Annotated in this window: 19 protein-coding genes; 4 read left to right on the top strand and 15 right to left on the bottom strand. The window is 69.4% G+C overall.

Features of this window, described 5'->3' with window-relative positions; translation table 11 throughout:
- Window positions 1–42 precede the first annotated feature (42 nt).
- The 8 genes from ACTJI8_RS07435 to ACTJI8_RS07400 form a co-directional block, all read right to left on the bottom strand.
- Window positions 43–696: an endonuclease domain-containing protein gene (locus ACTJI8_RS07435; RefSeq protein WP_440733205.1), complete on the bottom strand. Its 654-nt coding sequence runs from the start codon at window positions 694–696 to the stop codon at window positions 43–45.
- Between the two features lie 632 nt (window positions 697–1,328).
- The gene (mnhG, locus tag ACTJI8_RS07430) at window positions 1,329–1,718 is read right to left on the bottom strand and encodes a monovalent cation/H(+) antiporter subunit G (RefSeq protein WP_440732778.1); all 390 of its coding nucleotides are present in this window, start codon (window positions 1,716–1,718) and stop codon (window positions 1,329–1,331) included.
- A gap of 58 nt (window positions 1,719–1,776) precedes the next feature.
- Entirely contained in the window at window positions 1,777–2,046 is a 270-nt protein-coding gene (locus ACTJI8_RS07425) for a monovalent cation/H+ antiporter complex subunit F (protein WP_045271280.1), read from the bottom strand.
- Window positions 2,043–2,720, bottom strand: coding sequence for a Na+/H+ antiporter subunit E (locus ACTJI8_RS07420; protein ID WP_440732777.1), 678 nt, complete (start codon window positions 2,718–2,720; stop codon window positions 2,043–2,045). Before ACTJI8_RS07420 ends, ACTJI8_RS07425 begins: the two co-directional genes overlap by 4 nt.
- Entirely contained in the window at window positions 2,717–4,279 is a 1,563-nt protein-coding gene (locus ACTJI8_RS07415) for a Na+/H+ antiporter subunit D (RefSeq protein WP_440732776.1), read from the bottom strand. Before ACTJI8_RS07415 ends, ACTJI8_RS07420 begins: the two co-directional genes overlap by 4 nt.
- A complete protein-coding gene (locus ACTJI8_RS07410) occupies window positions 4,276–4,875 on the bottom strand; it encodes a Na(+)/H(+) antiporter subunit C (protein ID WP_440732775.1) in 600 nt (199 codons plus the stop codon). The genes ACTJI8_RS07415 and ACTJI8_RS07410 overlap by 4 nt, the downstream gene beginning before the upstream one ends.
- Window positions 4,875–7,820, bottom strand: coding sequence for a Na+/H+ antiporter subunit A (locus ACTJI8_RS07405; RefSeq protein ID WP_440732774.1), 2,946 nt, complete (start codon window positions 7,818–7,820; stop codon window positions 4,875–4,877). The genes ACTJI8_RS07410 and ACTJI8_RS07405 overlap by 1 nt, the downstream gene beginning before the upstream one ends.
- 119 nt (window positions 7,821–7,939) lie before the next feature.
- Window positions 7,940–9,034, bottom strand: a complete 1,095-nt coding sequence (locus ACTJI8_RS07400) for a LacI family DNA-binding transcriptional regulator (RefSeq protein WP_440732773.1) — start codon at window positions 9,032–9,034, stop codon at window positions 7,940–7,942.
- A 59-nt stretch (window positions 9,035–9,093) separates the two neighbouring features.
- Between ACTJI8_RS07400 and ACTJI8_RS07395 the strand changes: the two genes are divergently transcribed.
- Genes ACTJI8_RS07395 through ACTJI8_RS07385 form a run of 3 tightly spaced genes read left to right on the top strand, consistent with a single transcriptional unit; the run spans window position 9,094 to window position 11,754 of the window.
- Window positions 9,094–10,317 carry an MFS transporter gene (locus ACTJI8_RS07395; protein WP_440732772.1) on the top strand — a complete coding sequence of 408 codons (1,224 nt, stop codon included), beginning with the start codon at window positions 9,094–9,096 and terminating at the stop codon, window positions 10,315–10,317.
- 40 nt (window positions 10,318–10,357) lie between these two features.
- Window positions 10,358–11,053 (top strand): endonuclease NucS, encoded by a 696-nt coding sequence (gene nucS / locus ACTJI8_RS07390; protein ID WP_440732771.1) that lies wholly within the window; start codon window positions 10,358–10,360, stop codon window positions 11,051–11,053.
- 26 nt (window positions 11,054–11,079) lie between these two features.
- Window positions 11,080–11,754, top strand: coding sequence for an HAD hydrolase-like protein (locus ACTJI8_RS07385; RefSeq protein ID WP_440732770.1), 675 nt, complete (start codon window positions 11,080–11,082; stop codon window positions 11,752–11,754).
- A gap of 173 nt (window positions 11,755–11,927) precedes the next feature.
- On the opposite strand, the gene ACTJI8_RS07380 is transcribed toward ACTJI8_RS07385, so the two are convergent.
- From ACTJI8_RS07380 to ACTJI8_RS07355, 6 genes are all read right to left on the bottom strand, one after another.
- Entirely contained in the window at window positions 11,928–12,131 is a 204-nt protein-coding gene (locus ACTJI8_RS07380) for a cold-shock protein (protein WP_045250254.1), read from the bottom strand.
- 549 nt (window positions 12,132–12,680) lie between these two features.
- The gene (locus ACTJI8_RS07375) at window positions 12,681–13,265 is read right to left on the bottom strand and encodes a GNAT family N-acetyltransferase (RefSeq protein ID WP_440732769.1); all 585 of its coding nucleotides are present in this window, start codon (window positions 13,263–13,265) and stop codon (window positions 12,681–12,683) included.
- Complete coding sequence (locus ACTJI8_RS07370; RefSeq protein WP_440732768.1) at window positions 13,262–13,894, bottom strand: TetR/AcrR family transcriptional regulator; 633 nt, start codon at window positions 13,892–13,894, stop codon at window positions 13,262–13,264. Before ACTJI8_RS07370 ends, ACTJI8_RS07375 begins: the two co-directional genes overlap by 4 nt.
- 61 nt (window positions 13,895–13,955) lie before the next feature.
- Window positions 13,956–16,031, bottom strand: a complete 2,076-nt coding sequence (locus tag ACTJI8_RS07365) for an MDR family MFS transporter (protein WP_440732767.1) — start codon at window positions 16,029–16,031, stop codon at window positions 13,956–13,958.
- 195 nt (window positions 16,032–16,226) lie between these two features.
- Entirely contained in the window at window positions 16,227–16,841 is a 615-nt protein-coding gene (locus tag ACTJI8_RS07360; protein ID WP_440732766.1) for a TetR/AcrR family transcriptional regulator, read from the bottom strand.
- A gap of 56 nt (window positions 16,842–16,897) precedes the next feature.
- Window positions 16,898–19,006: a DHA2 family efflux MFS transporter permease subunit gene (locus tag ACTJI8_RS07355; protein WP_440732765.1), complete on the bottom strand. Its 2,109-nt coding sequence runs from the start codon at window positions 19,004–19,006 to the stop codon at window positions 16,898–16,900.
- A gap of 194 nt (window positions 19,007–19,200) precedes the next feature.
- Between ACTJI8_RS07355 and ACTJI8_RS07350 the strand changes: the two genes are divergently transcribed.
- Window positions 19,201–19,986: a DNA/RNA non-specific endonuclease gene (locus ACTJI8_RS07350; RefSeq protein WP_440732764.1), complete on the top strand. Its 786-nt coding sequence runs from the start codon at window positions 19,201–19,203 to the stop codon at window positions 19,984–19,986.
- 53 nt (window positions 19,987–20,039) lie between these two features.
- Here the strand turns inward: ACTJI8_RS07350 and ACTJI8_RS07345 are convergent, their stop codons facing one another.
- Window positions 20,040–21,902: an AAA family ATPase gene (locus tag ACTJI8_RS07345; protein ID WP_440732763.1), complete on the bottom strand. Its 1,863-nt coding sequence runs from the start codon at window positions 21,900–21,902 to the stop codon at window positions 20,040–20,042.
- Between the last annotated feature and the right edge of the window lie 67 nt (window positions 21,903–21,969).

The raw sequence follows: 21,969 nt of genomic DNA, 5'->3' as shown, positions 1-21,969 counted from the left end.
AGATCCGCGGAAACTCCACCACATTTCGCCAAGAACCGGCGTTCATCCTGAATTGCGAACACGAGCGCGACGGAATCGCGGAGTCAGCGCGTCGAGAACCCGCGCGATCTGGGTGCGAACCGAGGAGGAGTCGCCGAAGACGTCAGCCGCGATGAATCGGACCGTCACATAGCCCTGGGCCGCCGCCTCGACATCACGGCGTCTGTCTTCCTGTTGCTTGTCCCAGCCCTGATGGAACTCGCGGCCATCGCACTCGATGATGAGCCAGCCGTCGACGAGGAAATCGACACGACCGACCCGCGCGATCGTGACCTGCGTCCGCACATCCACCGGAAGGGTGCGCAGAATCAGGCGTAGCAGCGTCTCGCCGCCCGACTCTGCCCTGCCGTCGACCAGACGGCGCAGCACCTGAGTCCGCGCGGGAAGTGCGCGGAACATCGCATCCAAATCGTCCTCCGACAGCAGCTTCAGATGGAGCAGGCTGTCCAGAGTGGCGACGGCCGCACGGGCCTCCTGGCACAGCACAGCCTGCGCGGCTGCATCCCGGATGCTGACCATGTCTTGCCCAGAGATGTCACCCTCCGGCACTCGCCAGTGGATCACGAGACCTCGCTTGTCGAATCGACCGGCGTGGGCGTTGACTCGGACGTGCGGCCGAGACTCGTCGAGTACGAACACGCCGAGAAGTTGCAGCATCGACACGCAGTCCAGACGACCCCCCGTTCTGGCCGCCGCAATGATCGCAGGCGGAGCATCGCCTCGGGCGTAGCGCCCGCGGCGGACTCTGATCAGGCTCCCTCCATCGACCGCCGCGCGAATCGTCCGGGAGGTGAGTCCCGCGGCACGCAGTTCTGCGGTGAGGAAGACCGCTCTCCTCGGGAGGGGTGCCGGCGAGCGAGGATTGTCGTGATGCATGGTCGCGACTCTCTCGGTGTTTCGAAGCACGGCGGGGCAAGAATCCGGAACCCGTGTAGAACGCGCCAGCAGCGCAGCCTGTGCAGGACGAAGGCTCACGTGCTGCGACGCCGGCACTCCATCCCCTATTCAGGAGCGATTTGCGGGATCAGTGGATTCGCGGCGTCTTGTCCGGTGAAAGACCGGGTTCATCCTGAATACGGAACCAGCCGGCGTCGTGACCCAGACTCGGAGCCGGCCGTCCCACCCCCGTCGCCGTCCGTCGGGCCGATGCCCGCCGAATTCAACCTGAATCCGCTTCTGCGTAGGAGCGACTGCCCTCCGCAGCCCGCGGGTAGGCGGCCCGCGGGCGGGCGCCCCGCGCTGGGCCCCAGCCGCCCTCGGCGGCGCTCCGCGGCCCGGTGCCCGGGACCTCAGCCCGCGCCGGGCGGGGTGCGCTTCGAATCGGCGAGCTCGTCGACCACGAGGGAGCGCTCGTCGATCGTGCCGTTGCGGTAGGCCTGGCGGCCGACCATGTGCGCCGACAGGGGCGCGGTCGCGAACTGCATCAGCACGACCGGCGCCACCAGCAGCAGCCCCAGCACGACCCCGATCACGGAGCGCTGCGAGAGCGCGATCGCCAGGCAGATCAGCAGCAGGCCGAGCACCTGCGGCTTGGTGGCCGCGTGCAGCCGGCTCGGCACGTCCCGCAGGCGCAGCAGCCCGATCGCGGCGGTCAGGCACAGGAGCGCCCCGATCAGGACGAGGATCCACACCGCCGTGTCCACGACGACATCGGGGATCCGCAGTTCGAAGACGTTCATCGCGCTCCCCCGTTGCTGCGGGTCCGGTGCGCGAAGGCCTGGTTCATGGTGACGGCGTTCATGATGGCGTGTTGTCCCTCCGCGCGACATAGCGGGCGACCGAGATGGAGCCGAACACGCCGACCGCGGCGACGACGATCAGCACCGGCAGCGTGCGGGTGTGGTGGTTGATCGCCATGTCGGCACCGAGCACGCACATCACCTCGGTGAGCAGCACGTCGGCGGCGACGGCGCGGTCGAGGATCGAGGGTCCGATCACGATGCGGATCACGGCGAGCACGGCGGCGACCGCGAACACGATCATGATGACGAGCAGCAGCGGATTCATCGGCGACCCTCCTCGGATCCCTGGGACGAGCCGGATCCCCGGGACGGACCGGATCCCTTCGGCCGGCGCGGCGTCGGGGAGCTCCCGGCGATCGCCCCGGCGAGACGCTCCCCCTCGGCACGCTCGTCGGCGCGCAACCGCGCGGCCTGCGCCGGAGTGCCGAGGGCGCGCACGATGCGGCGCTCCCAGCGCAGCACGCCCGCGCGCTGGTGCTCCACGTCCTCGAGCGAGCGCACGCCGATCACGTGCAGATACAGGGTGCGGGTGTCGCGGTCGGCCTCGACCACGAGCGACCCCGGGATGAGCGACGACGTCACCGCCACGTGGGTCATCACGAGGTCGTCGGCGTAGTGCAGCGGCACCGCGATGATCGCGGACCGCGGCGCGCGCCTCGGGTTCAGCACCTGCGCGGCGACGCTGAGCGAGCCGTGCACGACCGCGGCGAGGAACTGCACCACCAGCAACGCCGCCCACCACAGGTTGATCCGCCCGGAGAGCTCGATCGTGGGCAGCCGGAACACGCGCGTCACGAACAGCGCCACCGCGATGCCGGTCACGGCCGACAGCACCGTGAACTGGCCCCACAGCAGCATCCACAGCACGATCAGCCAGAGCAGGAACGGCAGCTGCAGGCCGATCTCGCGCCAGAGTCCCCGCTTCGTCCCCGGGTTCATGAGGAGACCTCGTCGCCATCGAGCATGTCGAGGTGCACAGGCTGCAGCAGGTTCGCGCCGATCCGCTCGCAGAGTCCGTAGATCGGGCCCGCGAACACGGTCAGCGCGAGGGTGACCGCGACCATGCCGCCTGTCGCGAAGGTCATGATCGTGGGGATCCGGCGCCGCTCCTGCTGCTCGTCGGCGGCCGGCGCGCTGCCGAGATGGGCGATGCGCTCGTTCTCCATCTCCTCCGGCGTCTCATCCTTGCTGCGCCAGAACGCGAGGTTCCACGCGCGCATGAGGGCGTAGAGCGTGAGCAGCGAGGTGAGCACGCCGCCCACGATGAGCACCCAGATCAACGGCGTCGCGACCTGTGCCGCCGCCTGGAACAGCGCGAACTTGCCGATGAACCCCGAGAACGGCGGCAGGCCGCCGAGGTTGATCGCCGGCACGAAGTACAGCACGGCGATGAGCGGCGCCGCCTTCATGAGTCCTCGCACCTTCAGGATCGAGGTGCTGCCCGCGCGTCGCTCGACGAGTCCCACCGCGAGGAACAGCGTGGTCTGCACGATGATGTGGTGCACGATGTAGTACACCGTGGCGCCGATGGCAGCCGGCGTCGCGATCGCCAGGCCGAACACCATGTAGCCGACGTGGCTGACCAGCGTGAACGACAGGATCCTCTTCAGCTCCGCCTGCGCGACGGCGCCGAGTATTCCGATCAGCATCGTCGCGAGCGCCACGATCATGAGCAGCGTGTTGATGCTCGACACGTTGAACAGCTGCGTCTCGGTGCGGATCAGCGCGTACACGCCGACCTTGGTCAGCAGTCCGGCGAACACCGCCGTGACCGGCGCGGGCGCGGTCGGATACGAGTCCGGCAGCCAGAACGACATCGGGAACACGGCCGCCTTGATGCCGAAGGCGACCACGAGCATGAGGTGCAGCACGAGCTGCGTGCTCGGCGGGATCTCCCCGATCCGCTCCGCGATCTGCGCCATGTTCACGGTGCCGAGCGCCGCGTAGATGAGCGCGATCGCGACGAGGAACAGCACCGAGGAGACCAGCGACACGACGATGTAGACCGCGCCTGTGCGGATCCGGGACTCGGTGCTGCCCAGAGTTATCAGCACGTAGGAGGCGACCAGCAGGATCTCGAATCCGACGTAGAGGTTGAACAGGTCGCCCGCGATGAAGGCGTTGAAGATGCCCGCCGCGAGGATCAGGTAGGACGGGTTGAAGATCGAGATCGGGGTCTCCTCGGCCCCATCCGCGGCACCCTGGCCCACTGAGAAGAGCAGCACCGCGACCAGCACGATGCTCGACACGAGCACGAGCAGCGCCGCGAGCCGGTCGACGTAGAGCACGATGCCGAACGGGGCGGGCCAGCCGCCCACCATCACCGCGATCGGCTTGGTCTGGTCCACCACGACGAGCAGGGTCGCGGCGATCACCGAGACCGCGGCGAGCGTGACGACGGTGACGATGACCTGCACGCGGGTGTTGCGGCCGAACACGAGCGTGATCGCGGCGCCCAGCAGCGGCAGGGCGACGAGCAGCGGGACGAGGGCGTTCATCGCGGCTCCTCCCCCGGTTTGCGGTCGTCGTCTGTCTCGGGTGTGCCCGTCTCCGCCTCAGAGGCCGAGCGATCCGCCCGGGAGAACGGGTGCGGATCCGGCCGGTCCACCGGTGCGTCATCGACGAGCCCGTCCAGATCCTTCGCGTGCAGCACACGGATCGGCGACGTCACGACGCCCACGAAGTCGGTCGTGGCGTCCTCGTCCTCGAGATCGACCTCGTCGTCCATGAGGTCTTCCTCGATCTCGGTGCGCTCGCGCAGGGCGAGGTCGGCCTCGTCGTCCTCGACCGTGTCGGCCTTGCCCAGCTGCCACGAGCGGTAGATGAGCGCGAGCAGGAAGGCGGAGACCGCGAATGTGATCACGATCGCGGTGAGGGTGAGCGCCTGCGGCAGCGGGTCGCTCATATCGTCCGCGATGCCGTAGAACGGCGCGCGTCCCGGCCGGCCCATCACGATCAGCAGCAGCAGGTTCACCGCATTGCCGAGCAGCAGGAACCCGATCAGCACGCGGGTGAGGCTGCGTTCGAGCATCGCGTACACGCCGCAGCCGAACAGCACCGCCATCACGATGATGAGCACCAGGGAGACGTCCATCAGATGTCCACCCCCCGCGCGCGCATCTCGAGCGTCTGCCGGTCGACCTCGGCCCCGAGGCTGCGCAGCACATCGAGTACCAGACCGATCACGACGAGGTAGACGCCGATGTCGAAGAACGTGGAGCTGACGAACTCGATGTGGCCGATGACGGGGATCTCCGCCTCCCACACCGCGCTGGTGAGCGGTGCGAGCCCGAAGAACAGCGGCACCACGGCCGCGCCCACCGCCAGGATGAGCCCCGCGCCGAGCAGACGCCCCGCGTCGGTGGGCGCCGCGGCGCCCAGCTCCCAGCGGCCGCCCGCGATGTAGCGCATGACCAGGGCCATGCCCGCGACAAGACCGCCCGCGAAGCCGCCGCCCGGGGCGTTGTGGCCGGCGAAGAGCAGGTAGATCGAGACCACGATGATGGTGTGGAAGAGGATCCGCACGATCACCTCGAGCAGGATCGAACGGTTCTCCGGCTTGACGTTGCCGCCGCCGACGAGCCACGCCCGGGGCGCCGTGTCACCGGCGGTCTGCACGCGCACGCCCTCGGTCGTCTCGACGAGCGGGCCGCGCCGAGCCCGCCGCGGGCCCTCGGGCAGCGCCTTCGTGGCGGAGAGCCGGTCGGCGCGGTGGGTGACGAACACGAGCGAGGCGACGCCGGTGGCCGCGAGCACGAGCACCGACAGCTCCCCCATCGTGTCCCAGCCGCGCAGGTCCACCAGGGCCACGTTCACCACGTTCTTGCCGTGCCCGAGCTCGTAGGCGAGCTTCGGGAACGCCTCGGAGATGGGTTCGGCGACCCGGGATCCGGTGGCGACGATCGCCACGAGCGCCATCATCACGCCCGCTGCGATGCCGAGGATCGCGCGCGGCACCCGTCCGACCGACGCGTTGTGCTCCCCCATCCGGGCCGGCAGCCGCCGCAGCACCAGCGCGAAGGTGACCAGCGTCACCGTCTCGACGAGGATCTGCGTGAGCGCCAGATCGGGCGCGCCGCTCGTGCCGAACAGCACGACCATGCCGAGGCCCGTGACGGAGACCAGCACGACGCCGGTGTAGCGCTTCTGCGCCCTGATCGCGAGCAGGCCCGCGAAGATCATGATGGGCGCCACCACGAGCTGCACCGGCGTGTGCCACGCGCTCAGCTGCGCATTCGCCGGGCCACCCGCGATGAGCGCGGTGGTCTCGGCGGCGATCACGACCACGAAGATCGTGCCGACGTAGACCGGCAGCGAACCGCGCTGCGTGAGCGACGTGGTCACCACGGAGAGCCGGTCCACGCTCCGCATCACGAAGTAGTACGCGTCCTGCGCGGTGAACGGCAGAAGGCGCGGTCGGCGGTCCCAGCCGAGGCGCCGCGTGAGCGGGAACAGCACGAGACCCAGCAGCACCGCGCCGAGCGAGAGGAACAGGGCCGGCGCCAGACCGTGCCAGAGCGCCAGGTACCCGGGGTCCAGGGGCGAACCGTCGTAGCCGGGTGCCTTCGCGTCGTCCGCGTAGCCGTAGAGCACCACGGTGACCGCCGAGGCCAGCGGGCCCAGCACGAGCGTGCCGAACGCGAGCAGCACCGGCGACACCAGGAACCCGAAGGGCGGGGTCGGCCATTCCGTGTCGGGCATATAGGCGCCCGTGGCGTCCTTCTTCCGCCAGAACGCCCCCCAGAGGAACCGTGCTCCGTATGCCGCGGTGAGAATGGATCCGAGGATCACGCCCACGAGCGCGACGATCCCCCATGGGGATCCGCGCTGTGCCTCGTCGAAGAAGGCAGCCAGAGTCGACTCCTTCGCGGCGAATCCGATCGTCGGGGGGATCCCCATCATGGATCCGACGGCGAGGAAGCCGGAGATGGCGAGCAGCGGCGCCTGGCGCCCTACGCCGCTGATCTCGTTCACATCACGCGTGGACAGCTGGCGGTCGATGACCCCGACGATGAGGAACAGGGCAGATTTGAACAGGGCGTGGCTGATCACGAGCGCGAGCCCGGCCAGCATCGCGTCCGGCGTCCCATAGCCGAGCACCACGGTGAAGAAGCCGAGCTGACTCACGGTGCCGAACGCGAGGATGCGCTTGAGGTCGGTCTCCCGCAGCGCCTGCACGCCGCCCAGCAGCATCGTGAACACGCCCAGGGTGATCGTGATCGGCCGCCAGGGGCCGGACAGCGCGAACACGGGCGCGAACCGCGCGATGAGGTAGATGCCCGCCTTCACCATGGCTGCGGCGTGCAGGTAGGCGCTCACCGGGGTGGGAGCTGCCATGGCGCCCGGCAGCCAGAAGTGGAACGGGAAGATCGCGGACTTGCTGAGTGCGCCGACGAGCAGCAGCACGATCGCCGCGTCGACCACCGGGCCGGTGGGCGCGATCTCCAGGATCCGCGACATGCTCGAGGTTCCGGCCTGCACGGCCAGGAACACCACGCCGATGAACATCGCCAGCCCGCCGAGGGTCGTCACCAGCAGCGCCTGCAGCGCGGCACGTCGGCTCGCACCGCGGCGGTGATAGTGCCCGATCAGCAGGTAGGAGAGGATGCTGGTCAGCTCCCAGAACATCACCAGCAGCACGAGGTCATCGGTGGTCACCAGGCCGTACATCGCGCCGGCGAAGGCGAGCAGCACCGCCGCGAACTGGCCGATGCCCTCCTTCGAGCCGCGGAAGTACCAGCGGCAGTACAGCAGCACGAGCGCCCCGACGCCGGTGACGATGAGGGCGAGCAGCCAGCTCAGCTCGTCGAGCCGGAAGGAGAGGGACAGTCCCAGCTGCGGGATCCACTCGATCGACTCCCGCGGGATCAACGCCGAGTCATCGGATCCGGCGAGCACCTGGGGCGTGAGCACGATCAGGTGCACGAACGCGGCCGCCGGCACGAGCGCCGCGACGGCGAAGGCGCGAGCGCCGATCCATGAGACCAGCAGCGGCAGCAGCAGAGAGGCAACGGCGAACACGGCGAGGAGCGTCAGCATGGCGGTCTCCTCTGGCTCGTCGGTCTCTGCGGACTCAGCAGGTGAGCGTGCAGGTCGACACAGGCGGGCGGGTTCGGAGCCAGTTTACGTGCCGGATCCGGAATCGACCGCCGCCGTCGTCATGAAAGCGGCGGCGAAGCGGGCACGGGCCCGGTCGTGGTGCCCTCGCGGAACGTGCATGTGAAGCGGATGGACGCGGCCTGCTCCCCCGCCAGCAGACGCGCGACGGCGTCTCCCGCGGCGCGTCCCTTCTCCACCGCGGGCTGCACGGCGGTGGTGAGCACGTGCTCGCCGAGCCCGTCCACGGCGATGCCGTCGAACCCCGCAACGCTGACATCCTCGGGCACGCGCAGACCCGCCTCTTCCGCAGCGCGGATCACGCCCGCGGCGAGGAGGTCGCTCTGAGCGATGACGGCGGTCGGTCGGGTCTGCGGATCCGCGAACAGGGTTCGCCCCGCGATGAGGCCCTCGTCGATGAGACTGCTGGCGGCGGACACTACGCGCGCGTCAGGGAACACCTCGAGGGTCGGCGACAGGCGCGCGCTCGTGACAGGGGTCGTGATCATCGCGATGCGCTCGGGCGTCGCGTCGCCGCGCACCTTGTCCCCGTCGAACGGCAGCGTGACCACGGCGACATCCCTGTGGCCGAGCGCACGCAGGTGGTGCGCGATCTGCGCGGCAGCCTCGCCGTTGTCCAGCTCCATGCGGGGCACGTCGTCGCCGGCGTCGCCCTCGATCACCACCACGGGGAGGCCGCGGTTGCGCACCGCCTGCAGGGTCTCGCGCATGCGCGGGCTGCAGCCGATCAGCACGGCCGCGTCGATGGGCGCCGTGGCGAGGGTCGGCGCATCGGCCCCGGCCTCGGGGTCATCCCGCAGCAGCAGCACCCCGGCGCCGAGCGCGGCGAGGCCGTCGGTGAGCCCGTCCATGGTCGCGGTCTTGATCGGATCCAGGAAGGCCGTGCGCAGGTGCTCTTCGAGCGCCACGGCGACGATGCCGCTGCGCCCCCGCCGCAGTGAGGCGGCACGGGGGTCGGGGCCGGTGTAGCCGAGCTCCGCGGCGACGGCGAGCACCCGCTCCCTGGTGGCGTCGGCGACCGGTGCCTTGCCGCTGAACACGACCGACGCGGTGGACGGGCTCACCCCCGCGGCACGCGCCACATCCGCGATCGTGGCGCGTCGCCGCACCGCCGCAGCATCCGGATCCGAGGTCATGTCTCGACAATAACATCGTTGGGAACACAGAGATCGAATCGATTCGATACACTGACCGGATGGACACCGCCCTCACCCGCTCCCAGTTCGTGCGCTGGCGCGCCGCGATCTTCGCGATCTTCCTCGCCAGCGGCCTGTCGATCGCGACCTGGGCGTCGCGCGTGCCGGACATCAAGGCGGCCCTGCACATCGACAACGGTCAGATGGGCCTGCTGCTGCTCGGCATGGGCATCTCGTCGATCATCGGCATCTCGACGAGCCCCGCCGTCATGGCGCGCACCGGCGCGCGCCTCGGCATGCTCGTCACGATGCTGAGCTTCGCGATCGGCGTCGGCCTGGTGGGCCTGGGCACCAACGTGCTGGGCTCCGTGCCGGTCGTGGTGGCGGGGCTGGTGCTGTTCGGCCTCGGCAACGGATCGCTGGACGTGATGATGAACGTCGAAGCGACCGCCATCGAGCAGCAGATGGGCAAGACGATCCTGCCGGTGTTCCACGCCTTCTTCAGCCTCGGCACCGTGATCGGCGCCGGGGTGGGAGCTCTCGTGGTGAACCTGGGTCTGAACGTCGCCGCGCACACCCTGATCATCGCCGTGATCATCGCCGTGCTCGCCTTCGCCTGCTGGATGAACGTGCCCAATCGCGAAGCGGCGCTCGACCCGCAGCCCGAGGAGAAGCCGCACTGGCGCGAGCGGATGCACGTCGCGCTCGAGGCCTGGCGCGAGCCGCGCACGTACTTCCTCGGCATCGTGATGCTGGGCATGTCCTTCGCGGAGGGCGGCGCCAACGACTGGCTGGCCCTCGGTGTCTCCGAGGACCACCACGCGGGTCCTGCGCTCGGCGCCGCGGCCCTGGCCACGTTCTCCGTCGCGATGACCGTCGTGCGCCTGTTCGGCGGCCCGCTCGTCGACCGCTTCGGGCGCGTCGTGGTGCTGCGGGTGCTCGCGATCACCGCCGCCGCCGGCATCCTGCTGTTCATCCTGGCGCCGAGCACCCCGCTGGTGTTCGTGGCAGCGGCGCTGTGGGGCGTCGGCGCGTCGCTCGGCTTCCCGCTGGGCATGTCTGCCGCGGCCGACGACCCCGCCAAGGCCGCCGCGCGGGTGAGCGCTGCCGCGACGATCGGCTACATCGCCTTCCTCGGCGGCCCGCCCGTGCTCGGCTTCATCAGCAACCACATCGGCCTGCTCAACACGCTCTACATCCTGGTCGTGCTGGCGGCTCTCTCCGGCTTGTTCTCGGGCGCGGCCCGGCCGCTCCGCGAGGAGGAGAAGGTCTCCGCGGGCTGAACGCGGCGGAGGCGCAGCCGCAGCGGGCTAGGCTCTTCGGGTGCGTCTCGTCATCGCCCGCTGCGCCGTGGACTACTCCGGCCGCCTCAACGCCCATCTGCCCCTCGCCACGCGTCTGCTCGTGCACAAGGGCGACGGCAGCCTGCTCGTGCACTCCGACGGCGGCAGCTACAAGCCGCTGAACTGGATGAGCCCGCCGTGCCGCCTCGAACCGGAGCAGCCGGGGGAGGAGGAGGCATCGGCCGGCGTCACCGAGGTATGGCGGGTCACCCATCAGAAGACCGGTGACGCGCTGCGCGTGCAGATCTACGAGATCCTGCACGACTCGGCGCATGAGCTGGGCATCGATCCCGGTCTGCAGAAGGACGGCGTCGAGGCGGACCTGCAGCGACTGCTCGCCGAGCAGGTGGAGCGGATCGCCGAGGGAGCCACCCTGGTGCGCCGGGAGTACCCGACCGCCATCGGCCCTGTCGATCTCATGGTGCGTGACGCGGACGGCGCCGCGATCGCCGTCGAGATCAAGCGCCGTGGCGACATCGACGGCGTGGAGCAGCTCACCCGCTATCTCGAGCTGCTCGGCCGGGATCCACACCTCGCTCCCGTGCAGGGTGTGTTCGCCGCACAGGAGATCAAGCCGCAGGCGCGCGTGCTGGCCGAGGACCGGGGGATTCGGTGCCTCGTGCTCGACTATGAGGACATGAAGGGCATCGAGTCCGGCGTGCCGCGGCTGTTCTGATCCGGTATTCCCTGAAAGGCATGAACGTGGCCGCATCCCCCTACTCCTGCATCCTCTGGGACGTCGACGGCACGATAGCCGACGCATCCGCCGGCATCCTGCCGCGCCTGCTCGAGGTCTTCACGTCCTTCGGGCTGCCCGAGCCCGACGCAGGCGCCCTGTCCCGCTGGATCGGACCGCCGATGTTCGAGTCCTTCCAGGAGCTCGCCGGGATGTCCGCAGAGGATGCGCACCGCGCCGTCCGCGAGTACCGCCGCCTCGCCGCGCGTGACGGCTACGCCGCGAGCGTGCGGATCTATCCGGGAGTGGCCGAGGCGCTGAAGACGGTGAAGGCCGCCGGCATCCCGCAGGCGACGGCCAGCTCGAAGCCGGAGAACCAGGTGCTCGCGATCCTCGAGCACTACGAGCTCATCGACGACTTCGTCGTGGTCGCCGGAGCCCTGCCCGACGCCGCGGGCCTGCACGACGGCAAGGAGGCGGTCCTCCGCCGGGCGCTCGGCCGTCTGGCCGACGCAGGCGTCGACATCAGCCGTCCCGTCCTGATCGGCGACCGCCTCCACGACATCGAGGGCGCGGCCCCGCTCGGCGTGCCCGTGATCTTCGTCACCTGGGGCTTCGGCGAGCCGGGCGAGTCGGCCGGCGCCGTCGCCGAGGTCGCGACCCCCGACGAGCTGCTGCGAATCCTCTTGCCCGCGGCCTGACCGGATCCGCCTGGTCATCCGCGAGACCGAACTTCCGTCCCGAGAGCGACGATCGAATCGTCGGTCTCGGGACGCAGCTTCGGTCTCATGGTCAAGCCGCGCACGTCGAAGCCCGCACAAAGAGAACTCCCCCGGTGCCGAAGCACCGGGGGAGTCTCAGAATTCCGTGTCGCTCAGAGCGGACGGATGTTCTCGGCCTGCAGGCCCTTGGGGCCCTGCGCCACATCGAACTCGACGCGCTGGTTCTCGTCGAGCGAGCGGTAGCCGGAGGATGCAATGGCGGAGTAGTGCGCGAACACGTCAGCTCCACCGTCGTCGGGGGAGATGAAGCCGAAGCCCTTCTCCGAGTTGAACCACTTAACCGTGCCCTGAGTCATGTACTGCCTTCTTGCTTGGGCTTACGCCGGCGCAAACGCGTCGACGATGCTAACGCTATCCGAGTCGACCCGCATCGCAACACCCCGGATGACAAGGTGACGAAAATGTTGCACGTCTGCGCGACCGCCGGATCAGACCGTCCGCCGCCGGAATCGCCGGTCACGACGGCACAGCGCCGGGAAATGGAGCGGGTCCCCACCGCGGGGGGAGCGATGGGGACCCAGGACGACCGGAGGGTGCGTCTGAGACCAGCATAACCCATCTTCTGAGATTTTGTCCCCCAAAAGGGGGACAAAATCTGGGTCCCGGGGATATCATCTCAATACATCGGAATACTGGGGACGAAGCGGCCCCCCCGGGGGATCCATTGGGGACTGGATGCGCCGAGGGGGCCATTGCACGCACTGACCGCCGGTCTCTGGGGAAGACCTTCCACCTTCGCTGGGGACGTCAGGCGGGAGCGGCCGTCTTCACGTGCGCGCGGTCAACACTAGGCGAGGCCGCGCACGGTGTCCAGGACGCAGGGGCGCGCCGATCGGAAAACGCTCTCAATCGTTCAGAGAGCGCCATTCTTCGGCGAGAATCCCGTAGTTCATGCCGTCCATCCACTCTCCGCTGCGGTGCAGCGCTGTACGACGGCTGTGCTCTTCGCGCCGCATTCCCAGCCGCTCCATCATCCGCCACGATGCCTCGTTCGCGGCGAAGCAGCCCGCGCTGACCCGGCGCAGCCCCAGCACGGTGAAGCACGCGGCCATCACTGCACGGACCGCCTCGGTCGCGTAGCCGCGGCCCTGCTGCGCGGGATCCATCGCCCAGCCGAGCTCCGCCTGCACGCCCGCAGCCTGCGCACGTACCTCGGCCTGCGACCAGGCGTCCTCGACGCGCACCATGATGTCGCCGATCACGCCGGTGCCCGGCAGCTCCACGAGCAGGGTGATCGCGAGTCGCTCCGGATCCGTGAAGTGCGCGCGGAACTCCTCGGCATCTGCGGGCGCGGTGGTCAGCCACCGGGACACCTCGTCGAGGCGGCGATAGCGCCACACCGCGTCGGAGTCGGCCGGCGTGCTCGCCCGCACGATCAGGCGCTCGGTGCGCAGGGGGAGGGCGAGACGTTCCAGAGCGGAGGAGGTCATGCCTCCAGGCTAGAGTCCGGATCCGACATCCGTGCGGCGCGCACGTCGACGAGTCCGTCCAGGGCCTGCAGCAGACGAGCGGCGCCCGGCCGGTCCGGGGTCGCGCGGGTGTGCACCAGCACGTTCATCGCGGCGAGCACGAGCGACACCGCACGCACGGCCTCGTCGTGGTCGGCCGCCCGGCGCTCGGCGAGTTCGATGAGCTGCTCGCGCACGGATCCCATCCATTGCGAGAAGGCGGGCAGCAGCTCGGGCCGGCGCATGAGCAGCTGCTTGATCCGATGCCGGTCCATGCCCTCGTCCATCGACGAGCCGACGACCTCGCACAGCGCCGGCACGAGCTCGCCACGAGCATGCAGGAAGCGCGTCACCACGTCGTCGGCGGCGCCGGACTCCGGCAGCTTCAGGGCCGCCGCCGCCTTCGAGGGGAAGTAGTTGAAGAAGGTGCGCGGCGAGACGTCGACCGCCTCGCAGATCTGCTCGATCGTGGTGCCGTCCAGGCCCTGCTCCTCGACGAGCCGCAGGGCGGCCTCGTGCAGCGCCTGACGGGTCTGCTGCTTCTTGCGCTCGCGCCGGCCCTCGCCGACGCGCTCGCTCGCGGCACCCCGGCCGTCGACGGTCTCGATCATGCTCCTCATCCTTCCCGACGGGAGGGCCGGAACGGGAATCCGCCCGTTCCGGCCCATCCGCTCAGGCCTGCTGGGTCCTGATGGTGCCGGTCTCGCTGACACCGGCGGCATCGGCCTGCTCCTGCAGCGCGGAGCGCGTACGCAGCGGCGGAGCCTTGAAGAACCACGTCAGCACGAACGCCAGCATGAGCACGCCGAAACCGACCCAGTAGATGACGTCGATCGCCTTCGTGAAGCCGACCATGAACGGCTTGGTGAGCACCGGATCCGCGCCGTTCAGGAACGACGTGTCGCTCACCGCGCTGCTGGATCCGCTCGACGTCTTCGAAGACGCCTTGTTCAGCTCCTTGACGATGTTCGGCACGAGCTGGTCGACCCAATAGCTGCGCTGGTCCTTGTTCGACCAGTCCACGACGACCTTGCCGTCCTGCACCGTCGCGTGCGCCTTGTCGGCGACCGCCTGCAGGGCTGCGGTCTCGGCGGCCGGAGTCGCCTCCGCCACCTTCTGGGCGATCACGGTCTGCGCCGCAGCCGCCGGGAGCTGGCCCGCCGCGACTGCCTGGTTCACGCCGTCAGTGACCTTCTGCGTCACAGCCTGGCCCGCGGCGGTCTTCGCCGCCGTCGCGCCCTTGTCGAGTTGCGCCTGGATGTTCTGCTCGAGCGGACCCGTGATCGGCGTCCACAGCTGCTTCATGACCGCCTTGTTCTGTTCCTTACCGGCGACGGCGGGATCCAGAGCTCCGTTCAGCGCGGCCGTCAGCGTCGGCTTGTCGGCCATGCTGTGCGTGATGTTCAGCGGCAGCAGCGTGAACAGGATCGAGAGCATGATCGCGGTGCCCAGCGTTCCGCCGATCTGGCGGAAGAAGGTCGCGGCGCTGGTCGCGACACCCATGTCCCTGGCCTCGACGGCGTTCTGGCTCGCCATGACCAGCGACTGCATGAGCTGGCCGAGGCCGAGACCGACCACGAACATGCCGATCATCATGAACCACACCGGAGTGTTCGAAGAGACGAAGGTCAGCAGCAGGAAGCCGAGGGCCATGATCAGCGTGCCGGTGCGCGGGAAGATGCCGTACTTTCCGGTGCGCGAGGTGATCTGCCCGGCCGCCATCGACGAGCCCATGAGTCCGACCACCATCGGCAGCATCGCGAATCCGGACTCGGTGGGGGTGAGTCCGCCGACGATCTGCATGTACAGCGGGATGGTCATCATGGCACCGAACATGCCGAAGCCGACGAGCACGCCGATCCCGGTCGCCCAGGAGAACGGGCGCGAGTGGAACAGCCGGATCGGGATGATCGCGTCGTCCTTCATCGCGATCTCGATCAGCACGAAGGCGATCACGCCGAGGCCGCCGATCACGTAGCAGGCGATCGCGCCGAACGAGGCCCAGCCCCACTCACGGCCCTGCTCGGCGACGAGCAGCAGCGGCACGAGCGCCACGATCACGGCCGTCGCGCCCCACCAGTCGATCCGGGGGTTCTTGTGCTTGCCGACCTTCGGAAGGTGCAGGAACGCGATCACCATGCCGAGCGCGATCAGGCCGATCGGCAGGTTGATGAGGAACACCCAGCGCCATCCGGAGATCCAGAGGATCTCGTTCGCACCGGCGAACAGGCCGCCGACGAGCGGGCCGATCAGCGAGGAGATGCCGAAGACAGCGAAGAAGTACCCCTGGTACTTCGCGCGCTCACGCGGCGCGAGGATGTCGGCCATGATCGCGAGCGGCAGCGACATCAGCGCGCCCGCGCCGATGCCCTGGACGCCTCGGAACGCCGCAAGCATCAGCATCGACGACGAGAACGTCGCCAGGATGGAGCCGAGGATGAACACCGAGATGCCGAAGATGAACAGCGGCCGGCGACCGAAGATGTCGCTGAGCTTGCCGTAGATCGGCACCGAGATCGTCGACGTGATCAGGTACGCCGTGGTGACCCAGGCCTGCTGGTCGAGACCGTGCAGGTCGTCGCCGATCGTGCGGATCGCGGTGCCGACGATCGTCTGATCGAGAGACGACAGGAACATGCCGGCCATGAGGCCGTAGATGACGAGCAGGATCTGCTTGTGCGTCATGATCGGGGCGTTCTGCGAGCGCTCGGCGCGCGTCGCCCCTGTTGTTGCTGTGGCGGTGGACATGGAGTCCCTTTCACGTGAATCGAGGACGCCGTCGCCCGTCGTCGACACCCGTCGCTTCGAGCGCCGACGTTGGCGGCAAGAATGTTGCAGCCCTGCAAGATTACACGAAAGGAAAGGTTGCGCAAACGCAGAATCGCTATGAGGTTGCTGGATCCTGCGCGGCGGGGCGCTTCGACCGGCTCAGCGACCGCGGGGTCAGGCGGGGTCGCGCAGGAGAGCGCCGCGAGCGGCCACCAGCTGCTCCACGCCCTCCAGCAGCCGCGCCGCTCCCGGACGCTCGCCTCCGGCGGTCCCGTCGTGCACGATCACGCTGAGCGCCGCCATCGTCAGCGCGACCGCGGCCAGCGCCTCCTCGTCAGTCGCCCGCTCGCGCACGAGCGCGAAGTACTGCTCGCGCACGCCTCCCATCCACTGCGCGAACGCGGGCATCAGCTCGGGGCGGCGCAGCACCAGCGCCTTCATGCGCTTGCGCTGCTGCGCGTCATCCATCGAGGCGCCGATGAGCTCGCACAGCGCCGGAACCAGCTCGCCCTCGGCTGCGCGGAAGGCGGCGGCTCCTTCGGGGGAGATCCCGGAGTCCGGCAGATCCAGCGCTGCGGCCGCCTTGGACGGGAAGTAGTTGAAGAAGGTGCGCGGCGAGACGTCCACGGTCTCGCAGATCTGCTCGACCGTGGTGCCGTCGAGGCCCTGCTCGTCGACCAGCTGCAGCGCCGCCTCGTGCAGCGCCAGGCGCGTCTGCTGCTTCTTGCGCTCGCGACGCCCGCAGTTGTCGGCGTGCGGATCCGCCGCCGGTTCTTCGATGCTCGTCATCTCTGTCTCCTCGAGAGCCGGAGCGGGGCTCCGCCCCTGCTCTCGTCAGGCTCTGCTCAGGCCTTGTGGGTCCTGATGCTTCCGGTCTCGGTCATGCCGACCTTGTCGGCCCGTTCCTGCAGGGCGGAGCGGGCGCGCAGCGGCGGAACCTTGAAGAACCAGGTCAGCACGAACGCGAGCAGGATCACGCCGAGGCCGACCCAGTACAGCGTCACGAGCCCCTGGATGAAGCCGATCTTGAACGGCTTGCTGAGCGCCGCGTCCGCCCCCGTCAGGAAGGAGGTGTCGTTCACCGCGGTGCCGGAGGAACCGGATCCGGAGGCGTCGTTCTCCTTTTTCTTGATCTGGTCCTGCAGCGTCGGCACCAGCTGGTCGACCCAGTAGGTGCGCTGGTCGTGGTCGGCCCAGTCGACCGCGACCGTGTCGCCCTGCACAGAGGCGTGCGCCTTCTCCGCGGCCGTGCTCAGCACCTGCTGGTGCGCGGAGGCCTCGGCGGCAGGCGTCGCCTCGGCGACCTTCTGCGCGATCACGGCGGGGGCGGCCTCAGCGGGCAGCTGACCCGCGGCGACGGCCTGGTCCACGCCCGCGGTCACGGCGGTGGTGACGGCGTCACGGGCCGCGGACTTGGCCTTCGCGTCACCCTCCGCCACGCCCTTGTCGAGCTGCGCCTGAACGCCCTCGGTCAGCGGACCGGCGACTCCGCTCCACTGCTGCTTCATGATCGCCGCGTTCTCGCTCTTGGACGACGTCGCCGGATCCAGCGCGGCGTCGAGCGCCGCGGTCAGGTTGGCCTTGTCCTCGGTTGCGTGCAGGATGTTGGTCGGCAGCATCGAGAACAGCACCGACAGCATGACGGCCGTGCCCAGCGTTCCGCCGATCTGGCGGAAGAACGTGGCAGCGCTCGAGGCGACGCCCATCTCGTGCGGGTCGACCGAGTTCTGGCTCGCGAGCGTCAGCGGCTGCATGAGCTGGCCGAGACCGAGACCGAGCACGAACATGCCGGCGAAGATCTGCCACAGAGGCGTCTCGTAGCGGATGAGCGTGAGGGAGAGGAAGCCGACGGCGGTGAAGAGCGTGCCGAGGACCGGGAAGATGCGGTACCTGCCGGTGCGTGCGGTGATCTGTCCCGAGACCAGCGACGCGATGATGAGGCCGAGGATCAGCGGCAGCATCGACAGCCCCGACTCCGTCGGGTTCATGCCGACGACGATCTGCATGTACAGGGGGATCGTCATCATGGCGCCGAACATCGCGAAGCCCACGAGGACGCCCAGCACCGTGGCCATCGCGAACGTGCCGGAGCGGAACAGCTTCAGCGGGATGATCGCGTCCTCCTTCATGAGGGCTTCGATCACGATGAACGCCACGAGGCCGAGCCCGCCGATCGCGTAGCAGGCGATCGCGGCGACCGAGTCCCAGCCCCAGGTGCGGCCCTGCTCGACGACGATGAGCAGCGGCACGAGCGCGACGATCACAGCGGCGGCGCCCCACCAGTCGATGCGCGGGCCCTTGTGCTTGCCGACCTTGGGCAGGTGCAGGAACGTGATCACCATGAACAGGGCGAACAGGCCCAGCGGGATGTTGATGAGGAAGGTCCAGCGCCAGCCGTCGATCCAGAGGATCTCCTTCGCACCGGCGAAGAGACCGCCGACCAGCGGGCCGATCACGGTCGCGATGCCGAACACCGCGAAGAAGTAGCCCTGATATTTGGCGCGCTCACGCGGAGCGAGGATGTCGCCCATGATCGCGAGGGGGAGCGCCATGAGGGCACCGGCGCCGATGCCCTGGAACGCGCGGAACGCGGCCAGCATCATCATCGAGGTCGAGAACGCGGAGAGCGTGGAGCCCAGGATGAAGACGACGATGCCGAGGATGAACAGCGGGCGGCGGCCGAAGATGTCGCTGAGCTTGCCGTAGATCGGCACGGCGATGGTCGACGTGATGAGGAATGCGGTCGTCACCCAGGCCTGCTGGTCGAGGCCGTGCAGGTCGTCACCGATCGTGCGGATCGCGGTGCCGAACACGGTCTGCGCGAGCGACGACAGGAACATGCCGCTCATCAGGCCGTAGATCACCAACATGATCTGCTTGTGGGTCATGATCGGCTTCGGCGCGTGCGCGATGGGCGCCTCGACCGTCGTGACGGTGTCGGTGGCGGTTGCCATACAGGTCCTTCCAGGAGAACGGGGGATGGAGCGGTGCGGATCCTGCCCGCGGACTTCATCGATCGACGCGAGCGCCGACGCCGGCGCAAAACTTGCAACCCTGCAATGTTACACCTTTGCAAGCTTTCCTGCACGCACGGATTCGGATCCGTTGTGCCGGGCCGGTTGTCGGAGGCTTCGGCGACGATGGAGGCATGACGGACGGCTACGACCCCGGGTTCCTCGCGACGACCGTGCCTCTTCCTCGCCCTGGTCACCAGGTGCGCGAACTCGCGTACCCGCGATTCACCGTGCTGCTGGACCCCGAGCGTCGGCTGGCAGCGTCGACCGGCGTGAACATCGACGGTGCGACCTTGCGCGACCTGCCGCGGACGGGCGAGTGGCGGCTCGATCCGCGGGTCGGCGAGGATGAGCAGACCGGCCCGGCCGTCTACGCCCGCAACGACCTCGATCGCGGTCATCTGGTGCGCCGGCGCGATCCGGGCTGGGGCGAGACCGGTGACGCGCGCGCGGCGATGGAGGCCACCTTCGTCTACCCCAACGCGGCGCCGCAGGCCGCGAACTTCAACCAGGGACCGGAGCTCTGGCTGGGCCTCGAGGACCATGTGCTGACCTATGCGGAGGCGACGGCGCAGCGCCTCTCGGTGTTCACGGCGCCGGTCCTGGCCGAGGATGACCCGCCCTACCGCGGCATCCGGATCCCGCTGCGCTTCTGGAAGATCGCAGCGTGGGACACGGCGGGTTCGCTCGCGGCGGCGGGATTCGTGCTCGATCAGTCCGACCTGGTCGACACCAGGGACGGCCTGCTCGCGACGGCGCCGCTCGGCGGGTTCCGAACGTTCCAGGTGCCGGTCTCCGAGATCGCGACGCTCGCCGGCGTCGACGTCGGGCCTCTGGAGTCCGCCGACGTGCTCGCGACGCGGACGGTCCGCCCGGGCGAGTGGCGTCTGCTCCACGCGCTCGACGACGTCGTGGTCTGACCAACCCGACCGCGGACGGAAACGGGCGGACGCAACATCCGCCACCGAGGCGATCAGCCGGCCACGCGCTCCCGCGCGGCGCGAAGAATGCGGAACCAGGTGCGTCTGCTCACGTTGAGCGCCATGAGGCACTCCTCCTCGCTCGTGCGCGTGCCGAGGTGGACGAGTTCGAGCGCCCGCCGTTGACGACGGTCCTCCGCGCCCGCTCCGAACACCTCGTCGAGCCGGGCGGTGAGTGCGGCGATCCGCACGGGGTCGTCGTCTTCGGCGAGAAGCAGACCGGCGTCGATCGAGCGCGGCACGAACCCGAGTTCGCCGAGCACCATCGCCTCCACGTTGCCGATCGCCCCGAACGGGCGGAAGTCGCTCAGCGCCACGGGCCGCGGAAGGGGACCCGTGACCTCGCTCGCGATGCTCGACGGCACGGGCGGTCGGCGATCCGGCTCGGGGTAGTGGATCAACATCGACTGCATGTCGCCGACGCCGTGCTGCAGCATGAAGGCGCCGCTGCCGAGCCGCGCCGCCTCCGCCGCGTCGCGCGCAGGACCGTCGGCGAAGAGCACGACGCCGGCGAATGACCGAGCCGGATCCGCGTCTGTGCGTTCCGCGGCGAGCGCCAGGCTCCTCGCGATGGCGCCGGGCGCCGGCCCCGAGTCCCGTTCATGCGACCTCCGCGGATCCGGCTGCCTCATCGGCGCGGCGGTGTGCGCAAGCTCCCGCACCGCGACGAAACGCGTCACCATCACGGCCTCGCCGTCGCGGCGGCGGATCAACAGCAGGCCCTCAGGCCGCTGCAACCAGTCGAGCACCTCACCCCAGTCCGCGCCGTCGTCGAAGCCATGGTGGCGCCCGAAACGCTCGAGCTCACCCGGGTGCAGGCGATTGTCGGCGTAGTACTCGTCGCTGGGATCGTTGCCGATCGCGGCCCGCAACTCGGCGCTCTCCAGCAGCCGGGAGAGCCGCAGCAGCGCCCCCATGTCGCCGAGCCTCGCACGCGTGGCGAGGTGCTCGGCGATGCGCCGCGAAAGCGCGGCCGCCCGCGCCGGGGCCGTGCTGCGCAGGTGTTCGCGGATCGACGCGGCGAGGACCGTGTGCAGCGCGATGTCGTCTCCGAGACGCTCCACGACGGGCAGTGCGGCGAGGCGCCGCAGGCCGTCGCGAGTGGCCTGCCCGGGAAGGGCGGCGCTCAGCAGGCGAGCGTCGACGGTGCGGGCGAGAGCAGCGACCTCGAGAACGTCGCGGGATACGTCGAGGATCGGCTGTCCGACGAGCCACTGCGTCAGCCGCTGCTCCAGCGCGGCGGAGCTCGGGCCGTCGGTGCGACCTGCGGGAGCGCTGGCGGCGACCGTCAGGGCGAGCGGGGATCCCTGCGCCCACTCCACGATCTCCGCGACCTGCGCCTCATCCATTCCCCGCGAGCGCAGCAGCTCGGCGGAGTCCTCGTCGGTGAGGGGGCGCAGCGGCAGTCCGACGACGATCGCGTCCAGCCCCGCGGTGCGCCACGACGGGGAGGGTCCCTTGCGGCCCGCGACCAGAAGGCAGCTGGTGTCGGCAAGCTCGTCCAGCAGCCGGTCGCGCAGCACGTCGAGGCGCGGACCGAGTGCATCCGCCTCGTCGATCACGACACATCGCCGCACGGCGCCACCGGACATGACGACCTCGACCGCGTGCTCGAGTTCGGGCGGCAGGGTGCGTGCATCGATCCGCGACGTGCGCAGTCCCCGGCGATCCGCGAGCGCGGCGGCGGCCCGCAGCAATGTCGATTTGCCGATGCCGCCGGGTCCGTGCACGAACAGGATCCGGCTCGGCGTGTCAGCGTCGAGCAGGTCCGCGACCGTCGCCATCTCCGGATCCCGGCCGACGAAGCGCGCGGCGTCGGATTCCTCTGCAGCGGCGCGCAACGACCGTGGTCTCACGGGACGAACGTAGTGGACGGGAGCACGCGTGCGGAAGGCCGGGACGACACGGACTCCGAGGGCAGGT

The sequence above is a fragment of the Microbacterium sp. 22303 genome (assembly GCF_052045265.1).
Lineage (GTDB): Bacteria > Actinomycetota > Actinomycetes > Actinomycetales > Microbacteriaceae > Microbacterium.
The sequence above is the reverse complement of the archived record's forward strand: the minus strand, read 5'-3'. Positions and strand labels throughout refer to the sequence as shown.